The sequence below is a fragment of the Anabaena sp. UHCC 0204 genome, from assembly GCF_009711975.1.
In the GTDB taxonomy this organism is placed as follows: Bacteria; Cyanobacteriota; Cyanobacteriia; order Cyanobacteriales; family Nostocaceae; genus Dolichospermum.
Genome location: NZ_VIKW01000014.1, coordinates 27006 through 49286, shown reverse-complemented (window position 1 = coordinate 49286; position 22281 = coordinate 27006). Strand labels below are relative to the sequence as shown.

25 protein-coding genes are annotated in these 22281 nt (G+C 37.3%); 9 read left to right on the top strand and 16 right to left on the bottom strand.

Translation table 11 applies throughout. The features are described from left to right. Positions 1 to 124: 124 nt before the first annotated feature. Positions 125 to 1273: a deoxyhypusine synthase gene (gene speY / locus FJR04_RS13445; RefSeq protein WP_168495524.1), complete on the top strand. Its 1149-nt coding sequence runs from the start codon at positions 125 to 127 to the stop codon at positions 1271 to 1273. Between the two features lie 101 nt (positions 1274 to 1374). Here the strand turns inward: speY and FJR04_RS13440 are convergent, their stop codons facing one another. Further along, positions 1375 to 1872, bottom strand: coding sequence for a bifunctional nuclease family protein (locus tag FJR04_RS13440; RefSeq protein ID WP_168495522.1), 498 nt, complete (start codon positions 1870 to 1872; stop codon positions 1375 to 1377). A 401-nt stretch (positions 1873 to 2273) separates the two neighbouring features. Here FJR04_RS13440 and FJR04_RS13435 point away from each other — a divergent pair, with 401 nt between their 5' ends. Continuing rightward, positions 2274 to 2930, top strand: a complete 657-nt coding sequence (locus FJR04_RS13435; RefSeq protein ID WP_168495521.1) for a riboflavin synthase — start codon at positions 2274 to 2276, stop codon at positions 2928 to 2930. Between the two features lie 167 nt (positions 2931 to 3097). On the opposite strand, the gene FJR04_RS13430 is transcribed toward FJR04_RS13435, so the two are convergent. Together FJR04_RS13430 and FJR04_RS13425 are read right to left on the bottom strand one after the other, a co-directional pair. Then, positions 3098 to 4783, bottom strand: coding sequence for a M23 family metallopeptidase (locus tag FJR04_RS13430; protein WP_168495519.1), 1686 nt, complete (start codon positions 4781 to 4783; stop codon positions 3098 to 3100). A gap of 163 nt (positions 4784 to 4946) precedes the next feature. After that, complete coding sequence (locus FJR04_RS13425) at positions 4947 to 5762, bottom strand: biotin--[acetyl-CoA-carboxylase] ligase (protein ID WP_168495632.1); 816 nt, start codon at positions 5760 to 5762, stop codon at positions 4947 to 4949. 104 nt (positions 5763 to 5866) lie between these two features. Here FJR04_RS13425 and pgeF point away from each other — a divergent pair, with 104 nt between their 5' ends. Next, positions 5867 to 6646: a peptidoglycan editing factor PgeF gene (gene pgeF / locus FJR04_RS13420; protein WP_168495517.1), complete on the top strand. Its 780-nt coding sequence runs from the start codon at positions 5867 to 5869 to the stop codon at positions 6644 to 6646. Positions 6647 to 6701: 55 nt separating this feature from the next. Here pgeF and FJR04_RS13415 read toward each other — a convergent pair whose 3' ends face one another. The 4 genes from FJR04_RS13415 to csaB all read right to left on the bottom strand — a co-directional run bounded on the left by FJR04_RS13415 (position 6702) and on the right by csaB (position 9312). Beyond that, positions 6702 to 7280, bottom strand: a complete 579-nt coding sequence (locus tag FJR04_RS13415) for a Uma2 family endonuclease (protein ID WP_168495515.1) — start codon at positions 7278 to 7280, stop codon at positions 6702 to 6704. 103 nt (positions 7281 to 7383) lie between these two features. Continuing rightward, positions 7384 to 7827, bottom strand: a complete 444-nt coding sequence (locus FJR04_RS13410) for a type II toxin-antitoxin system VapC family toxin (protein ID WP_168495513.1) — start codon at positions 7825 to 7827, stop codon at positions 7384 to 7386. Continuing rightward, entirely contained in the window at positions 7827 to 8114 is a 288-nt protein-coding gene (locus FJR04_RS13405; RefSeq protein ID WP_168495511.1) for a DUF2281 domain-containing protein, read from the bottom strand. Before FJR04_RS13405 ends, FJR04_RS13410 begins: the two co-directional genes overlap by 1 nt. 148 nt (positions 8115 to 8262) lie before the next feature. Then, a complete protein-coding gene (gene csaB / locus FJR04_RS13400; RefSeq protein ID WP_168495509.1) occupies positions 8263 to 9312 on the bottom strand; it encodes a polysaccharide pyruvyl transferase CsaB in 1050 nt (349 codons plus the stop codon). A 26-nt stretch (positions 9313 to 9338) separates the two neighbouring features. On the opposite strand from csaB, the gene FJR04_RS13395 reads away from it, so the two are divergent. Genes FJR04_RS13395 through hisA form a run of 3 tightly spaced genes read left to right on the top strand, consistent with a single transcriptional unit; the run spans position 9339 to position 10768 of the window. Next, the gene (locus tag FJR04_RS13395) at positions 9339 to 9674 is read left to right on the top strand and encodes a DUF2499 domain-containing protein (protein WP_168495507.1); all 336 of its coding nucleotides are present in this window, start codon (positions 9339 to 9341) and stop codon (positions 9672 to 9674) included. Beyond that, a complete protein-coding gene (locus tag FJR04_RS13390; protein ID WP_168495505.1) occupies positions 9671 to 9961 on the top strand; it encodes a DUF3593 domain-containing protein in 291 nt (96 codons plus the stop codon). The genes FJR04_RS13395 and FJR04_RS13390 overlap by 4 nt, the downstream gene beginning before the upstream one ends. A gap of 33 nt (positions 9962 to 9994) precedes the next feature. Then, positions 9995 to 10768, top strand: coding sequence for a 1-(5-phosphoribosyl)-5-[(5-phosphoribosylamino)methylideneamino]imidazole-4-carboxamide isomerase (gene hisA / locus FJR04_RS13385; protein WP_168495503.1), 774 nt, complete (start codon positions 9995 to 9997; stop codon positions 10766 to 10768). Positions 10769 to 10796: 28 nt separating this feature from the next. Here hisA and FJR04_RS13380 read toward each other — a convergent pair whose 3' ends face one another. Beyond that, on the bottom strand, positions 10797 to 11105 hold the full coding sequence (locus FJR04_RS13380; RefSeq protein ID WP_168495501.1) for a HigA family addiction module antitoxin: 309 nt from the start codon (positions 11103 to 11105) through the stop codon (positions 10797 to 10799). Further along, positions 11098 to 11427 (bottom strand): type II toxin-antitoxin system RelE/ParE family toxin, encoded by a 330-nt coding sequence (locus FJR04_RS13375; RefSeq protein ID WP_168495499.1) that lies wholly within the window; start codon positions 11425 to 11427, stop codon positions 11098 to 11100. Before FJR04_RS13375 ends, FJR04_RS13380 begins: the two co-directional genes overlap by 8 nt. A 135-nt stretch (positions 11428 to 11562) precedes the next feature. Here FJR04_RS13375 and FJR04_RS13370 point away from each other — a divergent pair, with 135 nt between their 5' ends. Then, positions 11563 to 13074, top strand: a complete 1512-nt coding sequence (locus FJR04_RS13370) for an FAD-dependent oxidoreductase (protein WP_168495498.1) — start codon at positions 11563 to 11565, stop codon at positions 13072 to 13074. 194 nt (positions 13075 to 13268) lie between these two features. On the opposite strand, the gene FJR04_RS13365 is transcribed toward FJR04_RS13370, so the two are convergent. Together FJR04_RS13365 and FJR04_RS13360 are read right to left on the bottom strand one after the other, a co-directional pair. Then, complete coding sequence (locus FJR04_RS13365; RefSeq protein ID WP_168495495.1) at positions 13269 to 13697, bottom strand: hypothetical protein; 429 nt, start codon at positions 13695 to 13697, stop codon at positions 13269 to 13271. Between the two features lie 230 nt (positions 13698 to 13927). Beyond that, positions 13928 to 14782, bottom strand: coding sequence for a DUF72 domain-containing protein (locus FJR04_RS13360; RefSeq protein WP_168495493.1), 855 nt, complete (start codon positions 14780 to 14782; stop codon positions 13928 to 13930). A 109-nt stretch (positions 14783 to 14891) separates the two neighbouring features. Between FJR04_RS13360 and FJR04_RS13355 the strand changes: the two genes are divergently transcribed. Beyond that, positions 14892 to 15326 (top strand): molybdopterin-binding protein, encoded by a 435-nt coding sequence (locus FJR04_RS13355; RefSeq protein ID WP_168495491.1) that lies wholly within the window; start codon positions 14892 to 14894, stop codon positions 15324 to 15326. A gap of 62 nt (positions 15327 to 15388) precedes the next feature. Here FJR04_RS13355 and FJR04_RS13350 read toward each other — a convergent pair whose 3' ends face one another. The 5 genes from FJR04_RS13350 to FJR04_RS13330 all read right to left on the bottom strand — a co-directional run bounded on the left by FJR04_RS13350 (position 15389) and on the right by FJR04_RS13330 (position 19134). Continuing rightward, on the bottom strand, positions 15389 to 15673 hold the full coding sequence (locus tag FJR04_RS13350) for a DUF427 domain-containing protein (protein ID WP_168495630.1): 285 nt from the start codon (positions 15671 to 15673) through the stop codon (positions 15389 to 15391). A 219-nt stretch (positions 15674 to 15892) separates the two neighbouring features. Continuing rightward, the gene (locus tag FJR04_RS26645) at positions 15893 to 17395 is read right to left on the bottom strand and encodes a formylglycine-generating enzyme family protein (protein ID WP_168495489.1); all 1503 of its coding nucleotides are present in this window, start codon (positions 17393 to 17395) and stop codon (positions 15893 to 15895) included. 66 nt (positions 17396 to 17461) lie between these two features. Then, on the bottom strand, positions 17462 to 18040 hold the full coding sequence (locus FJR04_RS13340; RefSeq protein WP_168495487.1) for a hypothetical protein: 579 nt from the start codon (positions 18038 to 18040) through the stop codon (positions 17462 to 17464). A gap of 424 nt (positions 18041 to 18464) precedes the next feature. Beyond that, on the bottom strand, positions 18465 to 18914 hold the full coding sequence (locus FJR04_RS13335; protein ID WP_168495485.1) for a PIN domain-containing protein: 450 nt from the start codon (positions 18912 to 18914) through the stop codon (positions 18465 to 18467). Further along, the gene (locus FJR04_RS13330; RefSeq protein ID WP_168495483.1) at positions 18901 to 19134 is read right to left on the bottom strand and encodes a hypothetical protein; all 234 of its coding nucleotides are present in this window, start codon (positions 19132 to 19134) and stop codon (positions 18901 to 18903) included. Before FJR04_RS13330 ends, FJR04_RS13335 begins: the two co-directional genes overlap by 14 nt. 150 nt (positions 19135 to 19284) lie before the next feature. Here FJR04_RS13330 and recQ point away from each other — a divergent pair, with 150 nt between their 5' ends. Further along, complete coding sequence (recQ, locus tag FJR04_RS13325) at positions 19285 to 21474, top strand: DNA helicase RecQ (protein ID WP_168495481.1); 2190 nt, start codon at positions 19285 to 19287, stop codon at positions 21472 to 21474. Positions 21475 to 22281: the final 807 nt, after the last annotated feature.

Below are 22281 nucleotides of genomic sequence, written 5' to 3'. Positions count from 1 at the left end.
CACTGCCAAATCCGTCTGAGCATGGTTGCTAACTCACATCGCTACAAAACATTTTAGCAACTTCCGTACATTTGAATACGATAACATTATATTCAGTGTATTTACTATTCAGGATTTCCCAAAAATGTCAAAACAGCAAGGTAAGAAAATTGCACCTATACCAATGTCTAACAATGTTAGCGTGGTTGATTTGATTGATACCTATTTTACTGCTTACAACTCAGCCCGGTTGAGGGAAGCCTGTCAACTGCTGACTAAGGATGTGTTTCAAGAGGGTGTAACTGTCGGGGTTAGTCTTTCCGGGGCGATGACACCGGCAGGTTTTGGCGTTTCTGCTTTTGCGCCTTTAATTCGCAATGGTTTTATTGACTGGATGATTAGCACCGGTGCGAATCTTTACCATGATATGCACTATGGTTTAGGTTTTGAACTATTTGCTGGTAGTCCCTTTTTAGATGATGTCAAATTGCGGGAAGAAGGAACTATCAGAATTTATGACATTATTTTTGGTTACGACGTACTGCTAGAAACCGACGCTTTTATTCGCAAAGTTCTCCAAGCAGAACCTTTCCAAAAACGCATGGGAACGGCTGAATTTCATTATCTGTTAGGTAAATGTGTGTGGGAAGTAGAAAAGCAATTAGGTGTCAAAAATTCTTGCTTATTAGCCACAGCTTATGAATGTGGCGTACCTATTTATACTTCTTCGCCTGGTGATAGTTCTATTGGGATGAATGTCGCAGCTTTGGCTTTAGAAGGTTCAAAGTTGGTATTAGATCCCGCTATTGACGTAAATGAAACAGCAGCGATCGCCTATAGTGCGCGAGAAACTGACGGTAAAAGTGCAGCGGTAATTATTGGTGGTGGCAGTCCTAAGAACTTTTTATTACAAACACAACCGCAAATTCACGAGGTATTAGGGCTAGAAGAACGGGGACATGATTTCTTTATCCAGTTTACTGATGCTCGTCCTGATACAGGTGGCTTATCAGGTGCGACTCCAGCCGAAGCTGTAAGTTGGGGTAAAATTGACCCTGATGAGTTACCTAGCGCAATTGTGTGTTATACTGACAGTACGATCGCTTTGCCTTTGGTGACAGCTTACGTTCTTAATCAATGTCCACCCCGTCCCCTCAAGCGTTTATATGACAGACGCGAAGCTTTATTAGATACTTTGCAAAAAGATTATCTAGCAGCTAAAGACAAGCCAGTAAGTGAAAGTAGTCAAGAAAAAGTAGCTACTTATCCCTGCGGCACACCAGTTAAAAAGTAGTTCACGACTTACACAAAACATCTCAAAAGTAGGGGTAATTCATGAATTACCCCTACAAAAAAGTTAGGTTTTTGGTGAAATCCTCAGAAGTTTATCAGATTTTAGCTATCACCATTACCAAATCGCTTAATCAAATCCTCCGGACGAAGATTAGAAATAAATTCACGGAAGGCTTCCTGTTCAGCTTCATCAGCATCACGATCTACGGGAATAGAAGCATCAGCGACTACTTCTTCCATGACCCAAATAGGAGTATTTGTGCGGAGAGCAATGGCGATCGCATCACTAGGACGAGCATCAATTTCCTTTTTGACATCACCTTGTTGCAGGATCAACGCAGCATAAAAAGTATCTTTTTGGAGAGTATGAATAATAACTCGATCTAAAGTCATATTCCATGCTTCCAGAATATTCACGATGAGGTCATGAGTTAAAGGTCTAGGAGGCTTTTGATTTTCCATTGCCCCCATAATTGCCCTAGCTTGTTCCTGGCCTATGTAAATTGGCAAAGCGCGACGATCTGAACCATCCTTCAGAAGTACAATCGGGCTGCGGGTGATCGCATCTAATGCTATACCAGCGACTTTCATTTCTATCATTTGGTTCAGCCTCTAAAATTCTTTAATCGCTTGGAACTATGTAGCAGATAGTACAGTTTCTCAGTTCTTTCTGGGACAGAAATTAACATAGGTCTTTTCTTGTCTATAATGCTTCTCTTAAACTCCGATAGCGTAGCGTGGCATCAGCCATATTGTTGGTAAATGACAGAATTAACTTAACTCAAGACTGAAATTTGAGGTTTATCTATTCTTCATATTTTATCCTTCATCCTGCTTTCACCTTCTCCTTCAAGTATGCCTTGAGATTGATGCTAATGTATTAATATTCATTTACCAAATAAGGAAAGAAATTAAATTCAGAAGCTTTACATTTTCTCCTGGAATTATTAGTTGATTTCCGCCAGAATTAGGCAATAAATAGATTTACTTTTGCAAAAGCTGTGTTTACAGGATTAATTCAAGGTTTGGGAACCATAAAACCCTTAGAAGCAGATTCTTGGCAGATTAATTATATTAGTCAGCCAGAGATGATCATTCAAGACTTAGCCTATGGTGATAGTGTGTCCGTAGATGGGGTATGTTTGACAGTTGAAGAAATATTAAGAGATGGGTTTATCGCCACCGCGTCACCAGAAACCCTCCGCCGCACTACATTAGGCAAAGAAGAAACTCAACAAAGATATGTGAATCTAGAAACATCGCTGCGGGTAGGTGGTAAAGTCGGCGGTCATTTTGTTATGGGTCATGTAGATGGAATTGGTCAGCTAATCACATCTGAACAAACTGCTACTTCGTGGGAAATGAAATTTGTTGCCCCAAAAGCGATCGCCCGCTATATAGTCCCTAAAGGTAGCATTGCTGTCAATGGTATTAGTCTGACTGTAGCTGACTATCACTCAGAGTCATCTCAGTTTACAGTTGCCGTCATCCCCTTGACATATAGCGAAACTAATCTTAGTCATTTAATCGCTGGTAGTTGGGTAAATTTAGAAGGAGACATCCTTGGTAAATATGTAGAAAAATTCCTAACGCCTGAAAATCATCATCAACAAGAGGAAATTACAAATGCCTTTTTAGCGGAAAATGGGTATTTATAGAGGGGGAAGGTGACAGGTTACAGGTGACAGGTGACAGAGAAGAGGCAGGGGCAGGGAGCAGGGGGGCAGGGGAGCAGGGGAGCAGAAATAAGTTTCCCAATCACCAACCCTTCAGCTACGCTCAGGGCAAGTCACCAATCCCCTATCACCAATCCCCTATCCCTAAATTACTGAGCTTGTGCTGTTCTTCTATCTTGTGTAGTTTGAACTAACTGGCTCAGGCCGCCTTGTAACTGTACACCTGGATCAACAGCAACCCATCCATTTTGGGTGAGGTGACGGACTTCAAAGTGCAGGTGAGGTCCAGTGGAGTTACCAGTGCTACCAACTCGGCCAATGACAGTTCCAGGTTCTACCCATTGACCGGGTTGAACAAGAATTTCTGACATATGTCCGTAGAGACTTTGTTGAGCAGAACTGTGATTGATAATTACAGTCAAACCATAACCACCTAACCAGTTAGCTGTTTCTACTTGACCTTTAGACGCTGCTAAAATTGGTGTTCCTGTGGGCGCACCTATATCTGTACCAGCGTGGAAACGGCGATCGCCTGTGATAGGATGAATCCGCCAGCCAAATAAAGAAGTAATTGGTGCAGCAGCAGCTAGTGGAAATACCATTCCCGAACCACCACCACGATAAGCAAGAGTATTAGTATAAGGAACTTGCGGTAATACTGATGCTAGAGAGAAGTCATAAGACACCATACTAGGACGGGGGGCAAAATTACCCTCAATCATCGGTGCTGGTAAACTACCTAATTGTGGAGCAATAGGAGTAGCATTCACAGTTGTAGTGCTAAATTCTCTAGGACTAGGAACAAAGCGATTAGCATTATAAGCAGCCTTTGTATGACTGTTAGTATTAGCTCTGGAAACCTGCCAATTATTTTGACTAACTTTACTAACACTACGAGCAACAGCCCCAGCAACACTATTATCCTGCTTTCTGTTTGCAGTTATAGTTGGTGCGTCTAATTTTCTTTGAGGGGAAACTGGAGATAATTTAGCAGTTTCACTTTTTTTCAGCCAAGTCGGTGATGATTCTTTCGACTTAGCCACATTAGGAGTCTGAGTAGTTTTAGCGCAACCACTTCCAGCACTTTGTCCGGCTGCTACAGTTGCCTGACAACCACTAGAACGTTCTGTAACGATGACAGAACTAGGTGGTTCATAGTTACCTGTGGCTGTATTTTTGTAATCGGTAGGATCAATATAAGCGTTGTTATAATCCTTAGTGTTATTCCCTGTTTTCTTAGCAGTATTTTGGGAATTATTAACTGGTTGGGCAACTTCGGGAAGTTTTTTGATTACTGAGTCAGCTTCATTGACACTAGCGGTAGGTTGAGTATTTTCAACTTTAGGTTTTGTGATTCTGACACTAGCGGTAGGTTGGGTATTTTCAACTTTGGGTTTTGTGATTCTAACACTAGCGGTAGGTTGAGTATTTTTAACCTTGGGTTTTGTGATTCTGACACTAGCAGGAAGTTGATTATTTTCAACTTTAGATTTTGAATCTTTAACAACTTCTCTTGCTTCCGAAACATTTTTATTATTTAGCCTCTTTTTCAGCCTCACTTGTCGTTCTGAAAAATCTGGTTGTGACTTTACTGTTTCTGGAATCACAATTTCTTTCTGGACTGGATTTTTAACTGCTGTTGGTTGGGAATTCTCAATAGTGGGGACAATGTTATCTATTGATGAAGTTTCCGATTGAGCAACTACAAAACCGCTACCGAGAAGACTAAAGCTACTTAACAAACAGAGGCTTTGTGCTGGTAGTCTAGAAGCAAAGCGTTTACTCATACCACCGTAGTAAAAATTTTTATGGGCAGATTTATGGCGCTGCGTCATTTGTTCTCTTTTGTTGTGTGTAATCAGTCTAAAGAAATAATGTCATTCAATTTTAGATTTTAGATTTTGGATTTTAGATTAACTCTAATCTCAAATCTCAAATCCAGAATTGCTTCAGCTAGTGGTTTACCTGTTCATGCAGTGACATTTTTAACAAAAAAAATCATAAAACAGAAGATTGACGATAACCCAAACTGATTGTACCTGGTTGGCAAGAAATTTCTGGTGTTACCGCTGCTTTTAAATCATCATTTGTCATTTTTAACCGGAGATTACCCTCTTGAGTTACTCCCACCACTGTACCTAAAAAATTATTGACATAAACTTGATCACCCATATTTGTGAGTACATCAAGATAGCGCGACAAGAGGATGTTTATTCCTTCTGTCTGTAGACACTCGATACCGGACTTAATTCCTATTAAAACTTGTGAGGTTAGCATTTCCAGGTGATTAATCATGTGATAATTCTGGGAATTTTGCCATATTTGCAGATTAATTCCGGTTTCTGGAACTGAGTTTGCCCAATTAATACCAACACCAATAACGGCTTGAGTGATTTGTCCTTTATTGACTTTTGTTTCAGTCAAAATGCCGCCTAGTTTGCGACCATCTAATACTAAATCATTTGGCCATTTTATGCCTACAGGTATACCACATTTTTGAAACTGTGCTGTAATTCCCCAAGCAGTGGCTAATGTGAGTTGATAACTATTGGTAGCTGCTAGTTGAGGCACTATGGACATCGAAAGATATAGACCACCAGTAGAAGATAGCCATTGACGACCCCATTGCCCCCGTCCAGCGGTTTGCTGAGTGGCTATAACTACAGAGTTGGTTTTTTCTGTTTGGTCAATTAGTTGCCACAGGGTTTGATTTGTGGAGGATACAGTGTTAAAAATATGTAGAGAAAATGGTAAATCTTGATGCTTATATTCTGCTTTCAAGCTATCTACCAAAAGTTGCTGATTAAATTCCACCGCAGTTCCCCATTGTTCAAAATTTTTTGGCAAATCTTTTTTGGCTGTTGTTCAAGTTAGTATTGATGGAAAGTTGTTAATTTTCTGTTTAGGTTTGGTTAAAGATGCACACTTGGCACTGGCACAATTGGGAAGGTCTACCTTACCTGACTTGTAATCTTCTAAAACCCTGGTCTCATGGTTTTTTTACCCAACAGTTTTGGCCGCGTCTACCAAATGAGCTAACTCAAGCACTTCAACCAGCGGCTTCAGCTTATCGCTTAAAACAGGTACATGGCAATACTGTTTTGACTCCTCAAGAGGTTGATGATCATGTCAATACCAGTGATGATGATTTGGCGTTGGCAGATGGTTTAATTAGTCAGCAACCTTTACAAGCTGTGTGGGTGGCTTCTGCTGATTGTACACCTGTGTTGATTGGGGATGTGAAAACTGGACAGGTGGCGGCTTTACACGCTGGTTGGCGGGGAACAGCGGCAAAGATTATTCCGGAAGCTATCATGAGAATGCGATCGCACGGTAGTAGTCTAGCAGATTTGCGGGTGGCGATGGGTCCGGCTATTGCTGGGGAAGTTTATCAGGTTTCTGTGGAAGTGGCTGCGGAAATTGGCAGCAGCATTATACCAGATGATGACTTGGAAAAAATTGTTGATACGTTACATGATTTGCCCAATTCACCTTTACTTAGGGATATAGAACCAGGTAAGGTACGTTTAGATGTGCGTCGGGTGAATGTTTTACAGTTGGAGCAATTAGGAATTAGTTTAGAACAAATTGCGATCGCTCCTTATTGTACTTTCCAAACTCCAGAACATTTCTTTTCTTATCGTCGAGAAAGGGAAAAAAAGGTGCAATGGTCAGGAATTGTCAGTGGAAGTAAATAATAACAGCACATTTTTAGGTTTGGTTAATATAATTCGGTTGTTGAATTTCAGCAACCTATCCCCAAATAATTTCCATATTTAAAATAAACCCCGGTAAAATATCTGCACCCGATAATTCTTGGGGAAAGTCTAAAATTTCCACGGGTTTTCCAAGACGATAAATTTCCACTTGACGCATTTTCCGATTAATTAACCAACCTAATTTAACTCCGTTATTGATATATTCCTGCATTTTTGTTCGCGTTTCTTGCAAACTATCGCTGGGTGACATTAATTCTAAAACAAAATCTGGGGCAATTGGTGAAAATTTTTCTTGTTCTTCTGATGTAAGTTTATCCCATCTCTCTTTTTTGATCCAAGCAACATCAGGAGAAAGATTTGCACCATTGGGAAGTTTAAAACAGGTGGAAGAATCGAAACAAACGCCTAGTTTAGTTTGACGATTCCAAATAGCAAAATCTGTTGAAATTTCAGCATTTTGATTTCCTGCTATTCCTCCTGTATTTGATATTATCAATAATTTTCCGTCTGTATTGCGTTCAAATTTGACTTCAGGATTTTCTCGACAGAGTTGATAAAATTGGTTGTCGGTAAGTTGGATAATGGGGTTTAAGTTGACGGTGATAGCTGTCATGATGAACCTCCTTGGGGATGATATCAACCTTAACTAAATTACTAAATTATTAGGGAATTTTGTTTAGTTAAAAATAGTGCTGTCCATACGTCAAAAAATGGATTTACAACCAAGATTTAACTGAAAATGCTCTGACTTGTATAATTCGCTGAAAATCACTGTCAGATGATACAATAGTAAGGTTGTGTTGTAGAGCTACAGCAGCAATCCAGATATCATTTTCATCAAAACCTAAATTAGTAATTTTTGTTTTTCTCCGCTTGCTTTTTTCCTTCGGTGCAAATTGATTAAATAAGGATGCTTTTAATTCTCCGTAGAGATTAGCAGTAATTTCATCAATATTATAAATATATATACCATTAAGAAATCGATGAACAAGGTCTAAGTTAGCTTCGGTGTGTTGAGAACGTTTTGCCATATCTACTAGTTCTCCTTGAACAATGACACAGGTTGCAACTAAGGAATTTTCCACTTCAGCTAAATGATGAAGTACATTTTCATCACCAAGAATTGCGCGGCTACAATGATTTGTATCTAACAGGTACATTATTCAAATGGGTTATTATCATCAAATTTGGCTTTACCACGAGTATCATAAACTAACTGGAGACAATTTTGTAAATCATCACCTTCCCATTTACCAATTGTTTTCAAGTGTTCTAGGAGTGACCGTCCTGTGGAATTTTCTGAACTTTGAGTAATATCTGGTAGTTGTGACTTGGTTTGTATTTGAGTCTCCTTTGTTTTCAGAAAGCATAAAAAATCTAGGGTTTCAGCCAGAATAGTATCTGGGGTGGATTCAATTTCTTTGATAAGTAGTTCTTTGAGAGTCATTTTGGATATCTCCTTCAATGAATAATAAATATGATACAGCCAAAAATGAAAGAAAAGAATTGTTAATTAATAAGTATTAATATTTAAATTGGTTGTGGTAGAATATCTTCATTTTCAATAGTACAACCGTTTATTACTTATTAGCTAATCAAGAACTCAAAGCTTCCTTTAACAAATTCCGATGCAAAAAAGCCCCATTTATCAAAGATTGAATTTTCTCAGATGACAAAGATTGACCATTATAATAATAATCAATCCAAGTTTTACTAATTAAATCAACATCATCTGGTAAATCCTTTAAATCCCAACCAGGTATTTCTAAATCTTCCATTAACTGATTTACTTTTGGATCATAACTCAAAGCAAAACAACGAGAACCTTCACTTGCTGCCATAATTAAACTATGTAGCCGCATTCCTATGGACAGTTCCACACCGCGAAATACACCTTTTAAAATTTGTGGATCTTCCGAACAAAGGATTTTACTAACGTCTTTTAATTGAGTTTGAATTTTTTCAGCAATTCCTAAATCTTCGCTTTTTTGAAATGGTAATAATAAAATAAAAGCTTGAGTTTCTTTCTGTAAATTAACTATAGCTTGAGTTAAAATTGTTAACCTTTTGTCTGTCAATTGAGGATGATTTCTTAAAGTCACCGCAATTCTCGGTTTTGGTAAATCTACTAACTCTGGTACTGGCTTCGACTCCAACGCCCAAACCGGGTCAGGTGCAAGGATATGGGGTATACTCCAACTTGATAATAAACTAGAACTAGAGCGATCGCGCACACTCACTTGACTACAACCTGCAAAATTCCTATGAGCTAAAAACCGAGTTGGAGAACGCAACAAAGGACCTATACCCTGTCCCCAAGCCACAGTTTTTAAACCCATAACTTGAGCTAAAGCCATTAATCCCCCATAATAAAAGGGACTAATAACACTAGTCGCATCTTGAATTAAACTTCCCCCACCCCAAACAAAAGCATCACAGGAACGCAAAGCTTTAATTACCTGTAAAAACGCCATGCGATTGTAACATTCCACACCATAATGCTGATGAGTGTCTTCAGGATTTCCAGAAAGCACTACAGGAGTGACATCAGGTGGTAGCATTTGCAGAAGTGTGGCTAATAAAGCTTCATCACCACCATTACCCTTACCGTAATACCCAGACAATAAAACCCGCATCTTGACCATTTTGAATTTTGAAGTTTGAATTAATTATGCACGCCCTTTCGATTCCCACCTGGATAATTCATATTTCTAGCGTCATTGAGTGGATAGCCGCAATTTGGCTAATCTGGATATACGGTGAACTTACCAAAAATCGTAGTTGGTGGGGATTATCCTTTGCCATGTTACCAGCTTTGATCAGTGCGATGTGTGCTTGCACTTGGCATTATTTCGACAATTCCGAATCTCTAGAATGGTTAGTCACCCTCCAAGCTACCATGACATTAGTTGGTAACTTTACTCTTTGGGCAGCAGCTTATCTAATTTGGCGTTCTACAAAGCCTGCAACCACTATTGAAGCACAATCTATCAAATCAGAACAATGATATCAAAAGAAACCCTGTTTGCCCTTTCTCTCTTTCCCTATTTGGGTTTCTTGTGGTTTATCAGCCGTAGTCCGCAAATGCCACGTTTAGCCCTATATGGATTTTACGGTACATTGGTATTTGTTGCTGTCACAATCCCCGCCGGCATCTATGCCAAAGTGCAGTATGGAGAACAATTAGCCAATATAGACTGGTTACATGGCGGTGCAGAAGTCTTTTTAACTCTTTCTAACATTTTGCTAGTTTTAGGTTTTCGCCAAGCAGTACAGGAATTAAGGAATAATTGACAATTGACAATTAACAATTACCAATTAACAATTATGGAAGTAATACCCGCAATTGATTTACTAGAAGGTCGCTGTGTGCGACTATATAAAGGAGACTACGAGCGATCGCAAGTATTCAGCGAAAATCCCGTTGAAGTTGCGAAAATGTGGGCAGACCAAGGCGCGACAAGATTACATCTAGTTGATTTAGACGGCGCGAAAGCTGGGAAAATAGTTAATTTAGCAGCAATTGAAGCGATTAGAAATAATCTTTCTATTCCCATTGAAGTTGGGGGTGGATTGCGCGATCGCTCAAGTGTTGTACAATTATTTAATCTGGGTGTAAATTGGGCAATTCTCGGCACTGTCGCTGTCGAACAACCCCAATTAGTCCAAGAACTCTGTCAAGAATTTCCCCAACAAATTATTATTGGCATAGATGCCCGTAACGGCTTAGTTGCAACTCGTGGTTGGTTAGAAACATCAGCAGTATTAGCCACCCAACTAGCTGTACAAATGCAAGAATTAGGTGCAGCAGCCATAATTTACACAGATATCAACCGTGACGGCACACTAGAAGGACCTAACTTAGACGCATTACGAGAACTCGCAGCGGCAATTTCCATACCCGTAATTGCTTCCGGTGGAGTAAGTTCCGTCACCGATTTGTTAAGTTTATTAGCTTTAGAACCCCAAGGTGTCACAGGTGTGATAGTCGGTAAAGCCTTGTATACGGGTGATATTATCCTCAAAGAAGGATTACAAGCTATTGGACCAGGAAGAATTCAAGATATTCCCCCCAATTTAGGTCTTTCTAGCTTTGCTTAAAATGAAATTAATCTCATAAATGGAGATTTTAAGCCTGAACTGGACTGTATTCTGTTTTGTAGTTTTCTGCTTCTATCCGTGTTAAACCAGCCTGATATTGGGCTTCACGATTTAACCAAAATGCTGCCGTACTACCCAAAATCCTTTCTAGTTTCAGTGCTATTTCTTCATTTATAGCTGCTTTACCATTGATAAGTAAACTAACGTGATTAGCAGCGAAGCCTAACTGCTCTGCTAGTTGTGCTTCTGTCCAATTAAGCTCTTCTAATAAATCAGCAATAGTGTCACCAGGAGGAGATACCCAATCTGGCGTAAAGGAACGGTTTATTTCAATCATGGTAATCCCCAATGAAAACAATACAAATAGCAGTAACTTGTGACCAATCAATGCTTCCATCTTCATGCAAGGGAATGGGGTTATTATTGGGTCTAAATACCAACCTTTTACCACCTTCTAGGTTCACTGCAAACTCACCTATTCTATCTCCTTTCAAAGGATGAGGATGACCTGTAATTAGTTCTTTAACGCAACTAACAGCAGCAAAATCAGCCAACCTAGCCTTCAATTTCTTGACACACTTTGCACCTAATTTTCTTTCCGCTAAGTTTTGTTCCTCACATAGTTTTTGCAGTTTCCCGTCAGCGAAGATGATTTCCATGCCTTAGTAGACTAATATAAGTTTACCATTTTGGTAAATAAATTTGTTTTTTTTTCAAAATAAATATTATATCATATCCTACATTATTTGAATATCAGATACATTATTAAATGAGTGTAATTATGAGCCGAAAAAATGTCAAAAGAATCACAACAAAAACGGGTAGTAGTAGTTGGTGCTGGTTGGGCTGGTTTAGGGGCTACCTACCATTTAGCAAAACAAGGTTATGAAGTCACATTACTAGAAGCAGGACAATATCCTGGTGGGTTAGTAGCAGGTTGGCAAACAGCCGCAGGTAAATCTGTAGAAGCCGGTATTCATGGCTTTTGGTATCCTTACAGAAATATTTTTGCTCTTATTAATGAATTGGGAATTAGTCCTTTTACAACTTGGACTCGTTCCGCACAATATTCTCCCGCAGGTTTGGAAGTAGAATCTCCGATTTTCCAAGATTTACCCAGACTTCCCACACCTTTAGGAACTTTTATATATCCTCAATTTCAAAGATTACCATTAATTGACCGTTTGAGCGCCTTACCATTACTTTACAGTTTGATTGATTTTGATAATTCAGATCAGGCTTGGAAACGTTACGATTATATTACAGCCCGTGAATTATTCAAAACTTTTGGTGTTTCTGCCAGACTCTATAAAGAAGCTTTTGAACCAATGTTATTAGTGGGATTATTTGCCCCTGGTGAACAATGTTCAGCCGCTGCAACTTTAGGAATGTTATACTATTTTATTCTGGCACATCAACCGGATTTTGATGTAGTTTGGTGTCGCGGTACTGTGGGAGAAAAAATATTTCGTCCGTGGGTACAACAAATAGAAAAGTTAGGTGCAAGAGTTCTATCTAAACATAAAGTTACAGATGTAATTATAGATAGTAATGAATGTGTTAAAGGTGTAGTTTGTGGTGATGAAATTTTTGATGCTGACGCTGTAATCTTTGCCGTCGGTGTCACAGGAATGAAAAAGATTGTTTCTAGTAGTCCTAGTTTACAAAATCGAGCAGAATTTAGAAACTTAAATAATTTAGGGGCAGTTGATGTTTTAGCAACTCGGTTATGGTTTGATAGAAAAATAGATATTCCTCGTCCTTCCAATGCTTGTTTTGGTTTTGATGATTCTACAGGGTGGACATTTTTTGATTTGAATGCTTTACATGATGAATTTAAAAATGAACCAGGAACAGTCATAGAAGTTGATTTTTATCATGCAAATCAATTTCTACATTTAAGCGATCGCGAAATTGTGCAGATAGTTCAAAGTTATTTAACAAAATGTATTCCCGGATTTAGCGAAGCCAAAGTCATAGATAGTAGCGTCATTCGTTTAGCAAATGCAGTTACACATTTTGCCCCTGGTAGTTATCGTTATCTGTTACGAGCTAGGACAAGTTTACAAAATCTGTTTATGAGTGGAGATTGGATTATTAACCGTCATGGTTCATGGTCACAAGAAAAGGCTTATGTAACTGGTTTAGAATCTGCAAATTTAGCTATTTCTTATTTACAACAGGGGAAAAAAGCCAATATTTTACCTGTAGAAGCAGACGAAAATCATATCCAAGTTGCCAGAAACGTCAATCAAGTAGTTCGTAATATAGGTAAATCTATTTTACCTAACTTTTGGTTGCCATAAAGCCAGAATTAGTAGGCTGGGTTGACACAAGGAAAACCAACATTATTATAGCGTTTTCCAGTCTACTAAAGTGCAAATTTATCTGCGTTTATCCGCGTTCATCATCTTCTATCTGCGGTTAATTCTTTCTTGCTGTACCTGATGCTATAATCCTTTTGTTGGGTTGCGCTGTCGTTTAACCCAACCTACATAACTTAACTTTTGTTTCTGCCGTCTAAACCTTTTTGTACCCAATTTAAACATTCATAGGATGATGAAAATAATTTAGGTGCGGCAATATTAGTTAATGATTCAGGTGCATAATGGTCATAATAACATCTACCATTTTTTTGATAAACAATAATTAGATTATGCCGATAAATATAGCGGGATTTGAAAAAATCACCTTGACTAACAAAGTCTATATTTAGATCAATATGTTCCTTAGCAATATCAAGAATACTGATAATAGTATTACCATACATTGTTGCTGGATTTTCTGAAGCATGAAATCTGCTTTTATGTCCAACTTCCGCTAATAACTTGTATGAATAAATTTCGTAATCATCAACTTTGCCATAAACAAAAGGAATAATTAAATATCCTTTATACGAGACAGAACTTTCATAAATAAGCCGATTCATTTAAATCTCCTTAGTGGCTAATTATAACATTTCCTAGTCTACTGAGATACAAATTTATCTATGGTTAACTCCTTCTTGGTGTACCTTACTTAGACCGAAATCGCTATTTTATTAGGACTTACGCAAAACAGAACGGAAGTAGGGGTAATTCATGAATTATCCCTACGCAAGAATAAGGTTTTGAGTTCAATCTTGCGTAAGTCCTATTTATAAATAAATCATGTAAATTACTACCATAAACTCAGTTGCTGAGGAGATTGTTGTAAATTATTCCCAGGAAGAGGTGGAACTAATATACCACTTTCTTCTAATAGCTGTTGGAAATAACGAGCATTATTAGGAGACATATCTTCTATGGGACAATGCACAAAGAAATAGATTTTTATTCCTGCTTGCAACCATTGTTGAATTTGTTTAACCCACTCTTCCATAAATTTTTGATTCATTGATAACTGTGGATGCGAGATAAAGCGAACCAAAGTAAAAGGTGCAGTTACACTAAAATGCAAAGGTAATTTTGGTTTACGTCGTTCTGATAGTAATTGTGGGTCATCCTCTCCAGTATAAATTGGGCGTGAATCCAATAATACCCTACCTACGCACAATTTCTCTAATAATGCTGTCAAATTACTAGCATGAGGTTCTTGAAACCACTCAATATGTCTAACTTCTAATGCTAAAGGTGTCTGTGTGCGCCGCCAAGCTGTCAAAAAGGCTGTCAAATCGTCCAGTAAAGCCGGAGAATAGCTAGGAGGAAGTTGGGCAAAGAGGGGACCTAAATGTGTACCTAAAGGGCGCATTTGCTCCAAAAAAGCCAAAGCTGCGGGGATTTGGGGTTGTAGTAATTTTTGGTGGGTAATATTTTTAGGTAATTTCAGGCAAAATTCAAACCCCAGTGGTGTTTCTGTAGCCCAACGGGTAACGGTTTCTGAGTTAGGTACAGCATAGAAAGTGGTATTTCCTTCTACAGTAGTAAAACGGCGACTGTAAAGATTTAAAAAGTCAGCATTGCGAGTTCCTGGGGGATAAAGTTCACCCACCCAACCCTTATAAGCCCAAACTGCACACCCGATATAAAAGTTCACAAAATAATTGGCTTTGATATGTTCTATTCAATTGTACAAGTAAGTAAAAAATATTGATTCTTGCTAGTATTATATAAAGATTATACTTATTCAATAAATTAGTAAATTTATGCCAAGGAAAGAACAGGGTTGGGTGACATTTCAAACATCTGAAGAAGAACGCAAAATTTTAGAAGAATTTTGTCAAAACTCCCAGCGTACTAAAACTGAAATTCTGCGGGAATTAGTGCGGGGACTTAATAAATATTCATCACCACCAATATCACTATCAACTCCAGAGGAGAAAGCAGAGATTAATACTCCTGAATTTGAAATTCTTAGTCCCAAGAAACCATTAAAAGTAAGTTCGCGTAATGTCTTGAAAGGAGTTGTGAAACGAGTAACTACAGGAAGTGTAAATACCGAAGTAACTTTAGAAATTGTTCACAGGGTTGAGTTGACTTCAATGATTACTAGAGTTTCGGCGGAGGAGTTAGAATTATATGAAGGTACAGAAGCTTATGCTGTGATTAAATCTAATGATATTGTGATTGCGAAGGAATAGGTTTCTGATTTATAAAATTGAAATCCCCGACTTTTTGAATAAATCGGGGATATTTTTATTTACTAAGCTTCGACTTTCACACCTTTCCAGAAGGCAACATAACCTTCTATATTTTTGGCTTTTTCCTTAGTGCTAGGATAGTACCAAGCCGCATCTTTGTTAACTTGTCCATCTACTTCTATACTGTAGTAACTAGCAACTCCTTTCCAAGAACAAGTGGTGTGGGTGTTGCTATCTGTAAAATACTGTTTGTTAACTGCGTCAGCAGGGAAATAATGATTTCCTTCTACGACTACGGTGTTATCACTTTCGGCTAAAATAGCGCCATTCCAAGTTGCTTTCATAATGAGGATTGAAAAGAGAGTTTACAATTCTTATTGTGACATTATAAACTGCTATAAATTCATATCAGTCAGATAAACTCATGTTTTTTAATAACTTAGAAAATAAGTTTTTTGAATAACCGCTAATTCACTCATGTTTGAAAAAAAATTTTTGCTCGCGCTTGCGAGCAAGGGCAAATAAAAGAAAGACAAAGGGCAAAAGCGCAAGAGGGCAAAGGGCTACTAAGTCCTCGCCGCACTAACACAGACAACGCGAAAACCGATATAGCTGGCCCAGGTATCGCGATTGTTGAGGTCGCGGTAGGCAGAACGGCAGTTTTCAGGATTGACGATCCACGAACCACCGCGCAGCAGCCTTCCTTTACTATCTGTACCAACATCTATCCATGTGCTTCCATCTTTAGGCGCAGCGTCATAGCTATTATGCCAATGGTCTTGACACCATTCCCATACATTTCCGTGCATATCATATAGTCCAAAGTTATTGGCTACTTTAAAACTTCCTACTTCTGTTGTTTCTTTTTTATAAATTCCTTTAACTCCATTACCATAGATGTAGTTACCATCATAATTAGCCAAATCTGTTGTAATTGTTTCCCCAAAATGAAATGGTGTAGTTGTTCCCCCACGACAAGCATATTCCCATTCAGCTTCACTAGGGAGGCGATACTGTCTTTTAGTATGCTTTGAGAGGCGTAAACAAAACTCAACAGCATCAAGCCAAGAAACGCACTCTACAGGGCGATTTACGCCTTTAAAATGAGATGGGTCAGGATTGAGTTGTTGATTTACTTTTTGAAAATGAGTAGCTACCGCTTGCCATTGTGCCTGAGTAACAGGATACTTACCCATAAAAAAGGGTTCTATAATCACTTCATGTTGGGGAGACTCGCATTTAAACCAATCTATTTCATGTTTTTCACACAGTTTCTTGATTTCTTGATCGTCTGTTCCCATTTGAAATTTTCCACCTGGGATATATACCATTTCTAGGTTTATATCTTCAAATAATTTCTCGATAAAATATTGAGTAGGTTGATTATCTATTTCTATATGTTGATACGATTTACTTTGGCGATTAATTTTAACATCATGTGTTGCATTTGCACTGACACTAGCAACTTCAAAATAAGAAGATTTTATGGACTTAGGAGCATCATTCAACATTCGACAAGCATAAGCTTCCAAATTTGGATCATGCTCTTTTCCTTTAATACTTGTGAGAATAAAATTATTTTGTAAATCTTGAGAGAAATCATTATATGTTGCTTTATCAACATACAACCAACCAGGTTCTGCTGCTGTAACCATCCGGGAAACTGTAAACAAAACACGGTGTCCTACTATTCTGTCAATACCTGATTGAGATTTATCATATAAAACTTCACCAGTTGCTGCGGCAATACGAAATAATCGCTTATTCTTTTTTGATTTATTATAATAATCAACCAAATTGCAAAAATTTTCTACAAATTTATATGCTTGATTTACATCTTGAAATGAGATGCGATAACCATCTCCACCCAAAGGATAAATTTCATTATATTCAGGGATTTGAGGATTTTCAAAAGTTTTATTAAAAGCACTTTTAACAAATTCTCTAATCTTTTCTAATAATGCAATTACCGCCTCTTCATCTCCTTCTTCGTAAAGAACAGCAGTAGATACTGAAGACTGGAATAGATCAAGTTGAACTACAGTTAATTGAATTCTTTCTCTTAACATTGATGGGTACTTTTATTTTCTGTAAGTGAATCTAAATTAATTAAATTAATCAACGAAAATCTTACTTTACAAATGCCGATAAATAACCAAACTTATGAGCATTGAACAAGGAATTACTAAAATCGAAGCAATTAAAACTTTTATCGCATAGGTAAAAACTTCAAACTTCAAAAAAGCAATTTCGGCATTAATAGTAATTTGTGCAGCAATATCTTTATATTCCTTATATTCTTCTTTAGTTATATCTACACTACCCTGGAAATAAGGTTTATTCAATGCTTCCAGTAATTCATCTGCTTTATATTTCTGTAAATCTCCAAAATACCAGAAATTATCATCTTTTGAACGTTGGGAATTTAATTTTTTATTTCGTCTATTTTGGAAATATAATGACCGCTCTAAATTTATTTTAGGCAAAAAAGAAAGGGAACAAATTAAAGAGCAAATACAAAGCAGAATCGTTGTTAACAACAACCCAAAATTTAAAGAATTGGGGATATTTTGTGCTGTGACTAAAAGAGTGATAGTTGCAGTAATAGCCGCACCAGAAAAAGCCAGCAGAATACCATTTTTAGCCTCTGCAAATTTCAGCCACTCATTCACATTCTGAAAAATCGCTAAAAGCTTAGTAGAAACCTCATCCATAAGAAAATTTTATGTATTTAAAGGAACAGGAGTACATAATATCGTTACAAATACAGATACTATCACTTTACGTCACTTTTTTATAACTCTGGATAGAAGAAATTTTACAAAATTAATCAAATTTACACATCTTAGTGGTGAAAATCCCTGATTTTGGGTCTATGTATAATCAGATGGGTATTGTACACAAAGTAAAAATTAACCTAAAAAAATTGGGCGTTGCTGAATTGGCGTATGATTTTTGGAGGTAGAGACGTTCCATGGAACGTCTCTACAAAGGTATTTAACGTATGCAAGATTATTTTCATCCCTAAAATCAGCAACACCAAAAATTACTTATTCTGCTAAAATCACTCAAACTAATATTTTACCCCTAGTAATTGGAGTAGATAGAATCAATTCTCGATGAATATTTTTGGCTAAATTAAAGTTCAATTACTTCCAAAAACGGATTCACAATTTGTAAAGTATTTTCAATAATTAAGCCATTTTGCATATCTTCTGAGTAAAGAATACTTGCTTTTCCTAAAACTGCACTAGCAACTATGAGACTATCCCAAAATGATAGTGAGTAATGTCCTCGCAATTTTGCTGAATACTGAATAGTTTCTAGCGAAATAGGTAATATTTCACAACCTGCTGCAAATTCTTCAATTAGGATTTCAATTTGTGAGTTATCAAAGCCTGCTTTGCGAATTAAATTTGCACAAACCTCATTGATAACTTGCGTACTAATAATTAAGTTTTCCTGACTTGTTACCCTTGTAGCTATTTTCTGCTTTTGTATTGCACTTGCATCAGGGGAATTTAATATAAACCGATATAGCCAAATATTGGAATCAACAAAACATAGCATCATTTCACCAGCGTTCATTTGCTTCCTCTCTGGTGAGTGGCTTGAACCCTGATATTTGCATAGGATTTGCTGTTAACTGGGCAATAATACCCGTTTCTGGAAAGTGTTTCTTTATTGGTGCAGGTTGCAAAATTACAATTTGCACTATTTCGGCGCTGCATATTTGTTCTTGATACTCAACGGGAATTTCAATTTTACCGTTGTTTACCTTAGCTTGAAATTGTGTATTTATACTCATACTTAAAGCTGTAGTAAGCCTACTTATTGGACTGATTTCGATGAAATAGCACCATCTATAATTATAACTACTATCCCCCTACCAATTCCCCAACGTGAGTTAAAATCCTAATATCTTCATCATCAACCAGACACGCAGCGGCCATCTACCATGCTTCAGTATCCACACTTAGAAAAAGCTTTAAAACATCATTTTGGTTATGATCAATTTCGCCCTGGACAAAGGCAAATTATCGAAGATGCACTAGAAAATCGTGATTTAATGGTAGTTATGCCTACAGGTGGGGGGAAATCTCTGTGCTTTCAATTACCGGCACTGTTGAAACCAGGTTTAACTGTGGTGGTATCCCCGTTGATTGCTTTAATGCAAGATCAAGTGGAAGCATTGCGAACTAATAATATTTCTGCCACATTTCTGAATAGTAGTCTCAACGCCTATAAAGTTCGCTCTCGTGAAGAAGCGATCATGAATGGTAAAATCAAATTACTTTATGTTGCTCCAGAACGCCTTGTTAGTGAACGATTTCTGCCCCTTTTAGACGTAGTTAAAGGAAAAGTTGGGATTTCTACATTTGCTATTGATGAAGCTCATTGTGTCTCGGAATGGGGACACGATTTTCGCCCAGAATATCGGCAGTTAAGATTACTGAGAAAACGTTATCCTGATGTACCTACAGTGGCGCTGACTGCTACCGCTACCGATAGAGTTAGGGCTGATATTATTGAACAATTAGGATTAAAACAACCACGTATTCATATTGCTAGTTTTAACCGCCAAAATCTTTATTATGAAGTTCGTTCTAAAAGTAATCGTGCTTACGCTGAATTATTAGAAATAGTTAGAGAAAATGAAGGTTCAGGAATTATCTATTGTTTAACTCGGAAGAAAGTTGATGAAATAACTTTAAAACTCCAAAATGATAAAGTTTCGGCTTTACCTTATCATGCTGGTTTAAGTGATGATGAAAGATCAAAAAATCAAACTCGGTTTATTCGGGATGATGTGCGGGTAATGGTAGCCACTGTTGCTTTTGGGATGGGCATTAATAAACCTGATGTCCGGTTTGTGGTGCATTCCGATTTACCCCGAAATTTAGAAAGTTATTATCAAGAATCGGGGAGAGCAGGTAGAGATGATGAACCTTCTAAATGTACGTTATTTTTCAATTATGGTGATATTAAAACCATTGAATGGAGTATTAATCAAAAACCAGATTCCCAAGAACAATTAATAGCTAAACAGCAACTTAGACAAGTAATTGATTATGCAGAAGGTACAGATTGTAGACGCACAATTCAATTAAGTTATTTTGGGGAAAGATTTCCAGGAAATTGCGGAAACTGTGATAATTGTCTTTATCCTAAACCTGTACAAGATTGGACTATTGAAGCGATGAAGTTTTTATCTTGTGTGGCTAGGTGTAAAGAAAGATTTGGAATGTTGCATATTATTGATGTGTTGCGAGGCGGAAAAAATCAGAAAATTGTTGTTAATAAACATGATCAACTTTCTACTTATGGGATTGGTAAAGATAAAACTGTAGATGAATGGCGAATGTTATGTAGATCGCTTTTACATCAAGGTTTATTGGAACAAACTGCTGATGGTTATTCAGTCTTAAAACTAAATGCTTTGAGTTGGGAAGTAATGCGAAAACAACGCACAGTTTCCATTGCTGTTCCTATTGCTCAAAAAGTTACTTGGGAAGAGGGAAATGGCAAAGCCGCAGATGTGGAAGTTCTGATGCAAAAATTGCGATCGCTTCGTAAACAACTTGCAGATGAACAGTCTGTACCACCTTATGTCATCTTCCATGATTCTACCTTAAAATTGATGGCACAGATGCAACCAAAAACTTTAGATGAATTTGGTAATCTTTCGGGCGTTGGTAGTCATAAATTATCTCAGTATGGCGAAAAGTTTTTAGCAGAAATTCAAACATATCGCCAAGAAAAAGGATTAGAAACACAACCTATTACTCACATTCGTTATTCATCTTTTCCTAACTCACCTTCGGATACAGAATTAACAACATTAGAGTTTTATAACCAGGGTTTGAGTATTGCCGAAATTGCCAAAAAACGCAACATCCGTACTAGTACAATTATCCGTCATCTCTCAGATTTAATTGAGAAAAAACAATCTCTTGATTTAAGTCAATTAGTACCTTTAGAACGCCAAAAAAAAATCTGGAATGTCTTAGAAGTTCTCGGTGATATTGCACTGACACCCATTCGGGAAAATTTAGGTGAAAGCTACACTTTTGATGAAATTCGTTTAGTGAGAGCGAAATGGCGACGAGAAAAACAGAAATCTATTAAAGATGATATTGATTTTTAGTTTTTTGCAGATAAAATCAGAGATAGCAGCTTAGGTAAAACCAAACAAATAGCTGCATTAAATATTGTGAAAAATATCCCATCAATTAATGTCATAAACAATTCTTCCTCATAAATATTGATTGTAGCTATATCGGAGTTGAAAATTGTCTTGATAACAAGGAAGGAGAAGTTGGTTTTGGGCGATTTTACTTTTCTCCACACATTTTAGTTATTTCATAAAAGAATTAAATACATTTACCAAGTTTACCAATACCGTCGCCATTTTTTCAATTTGGCGCAGGTATTGTTTATGAAAGGCATTATTAATGAATAATACCTTCAATCAAAGAACATTCACGAAAAAATAACTGGGTACTTGCTCATTTCCTGTTCTCACGAAAGAAGTTCGATTTGTAGATGAAAATTTCCATCCAAAAATCAGGAATTAGCAGTTATAATTACTTAGGAGAACACTGGGAACAAAAATGAGGACTAAATTTACAGGATTGACGGCCAGTTAAAGTGTAAGTTGTACAATATGGAAAACTAGTTATCTCCAAATTGGTTGTTTGTAAGTTAGAACCAATAGAAGACGCTGAAGACTGTTTAGATTTACGAACCAAAACTAGAGATAGAAGTTTGGGTAAAGCTAAACAAGCAGTAGCATTGATAAGTGTAAGTAATATAGTGTCCATCAAACCTATAGGGAATCACCCCCAAAAGAGATTACAGTTTAGAACTGACACTAAAGTATATGGAACTACTCTCAAGTTGAACCATAGTATTTAGTTTATATAGAAGTAGTTTAGCATAGATTTTTCTAGAT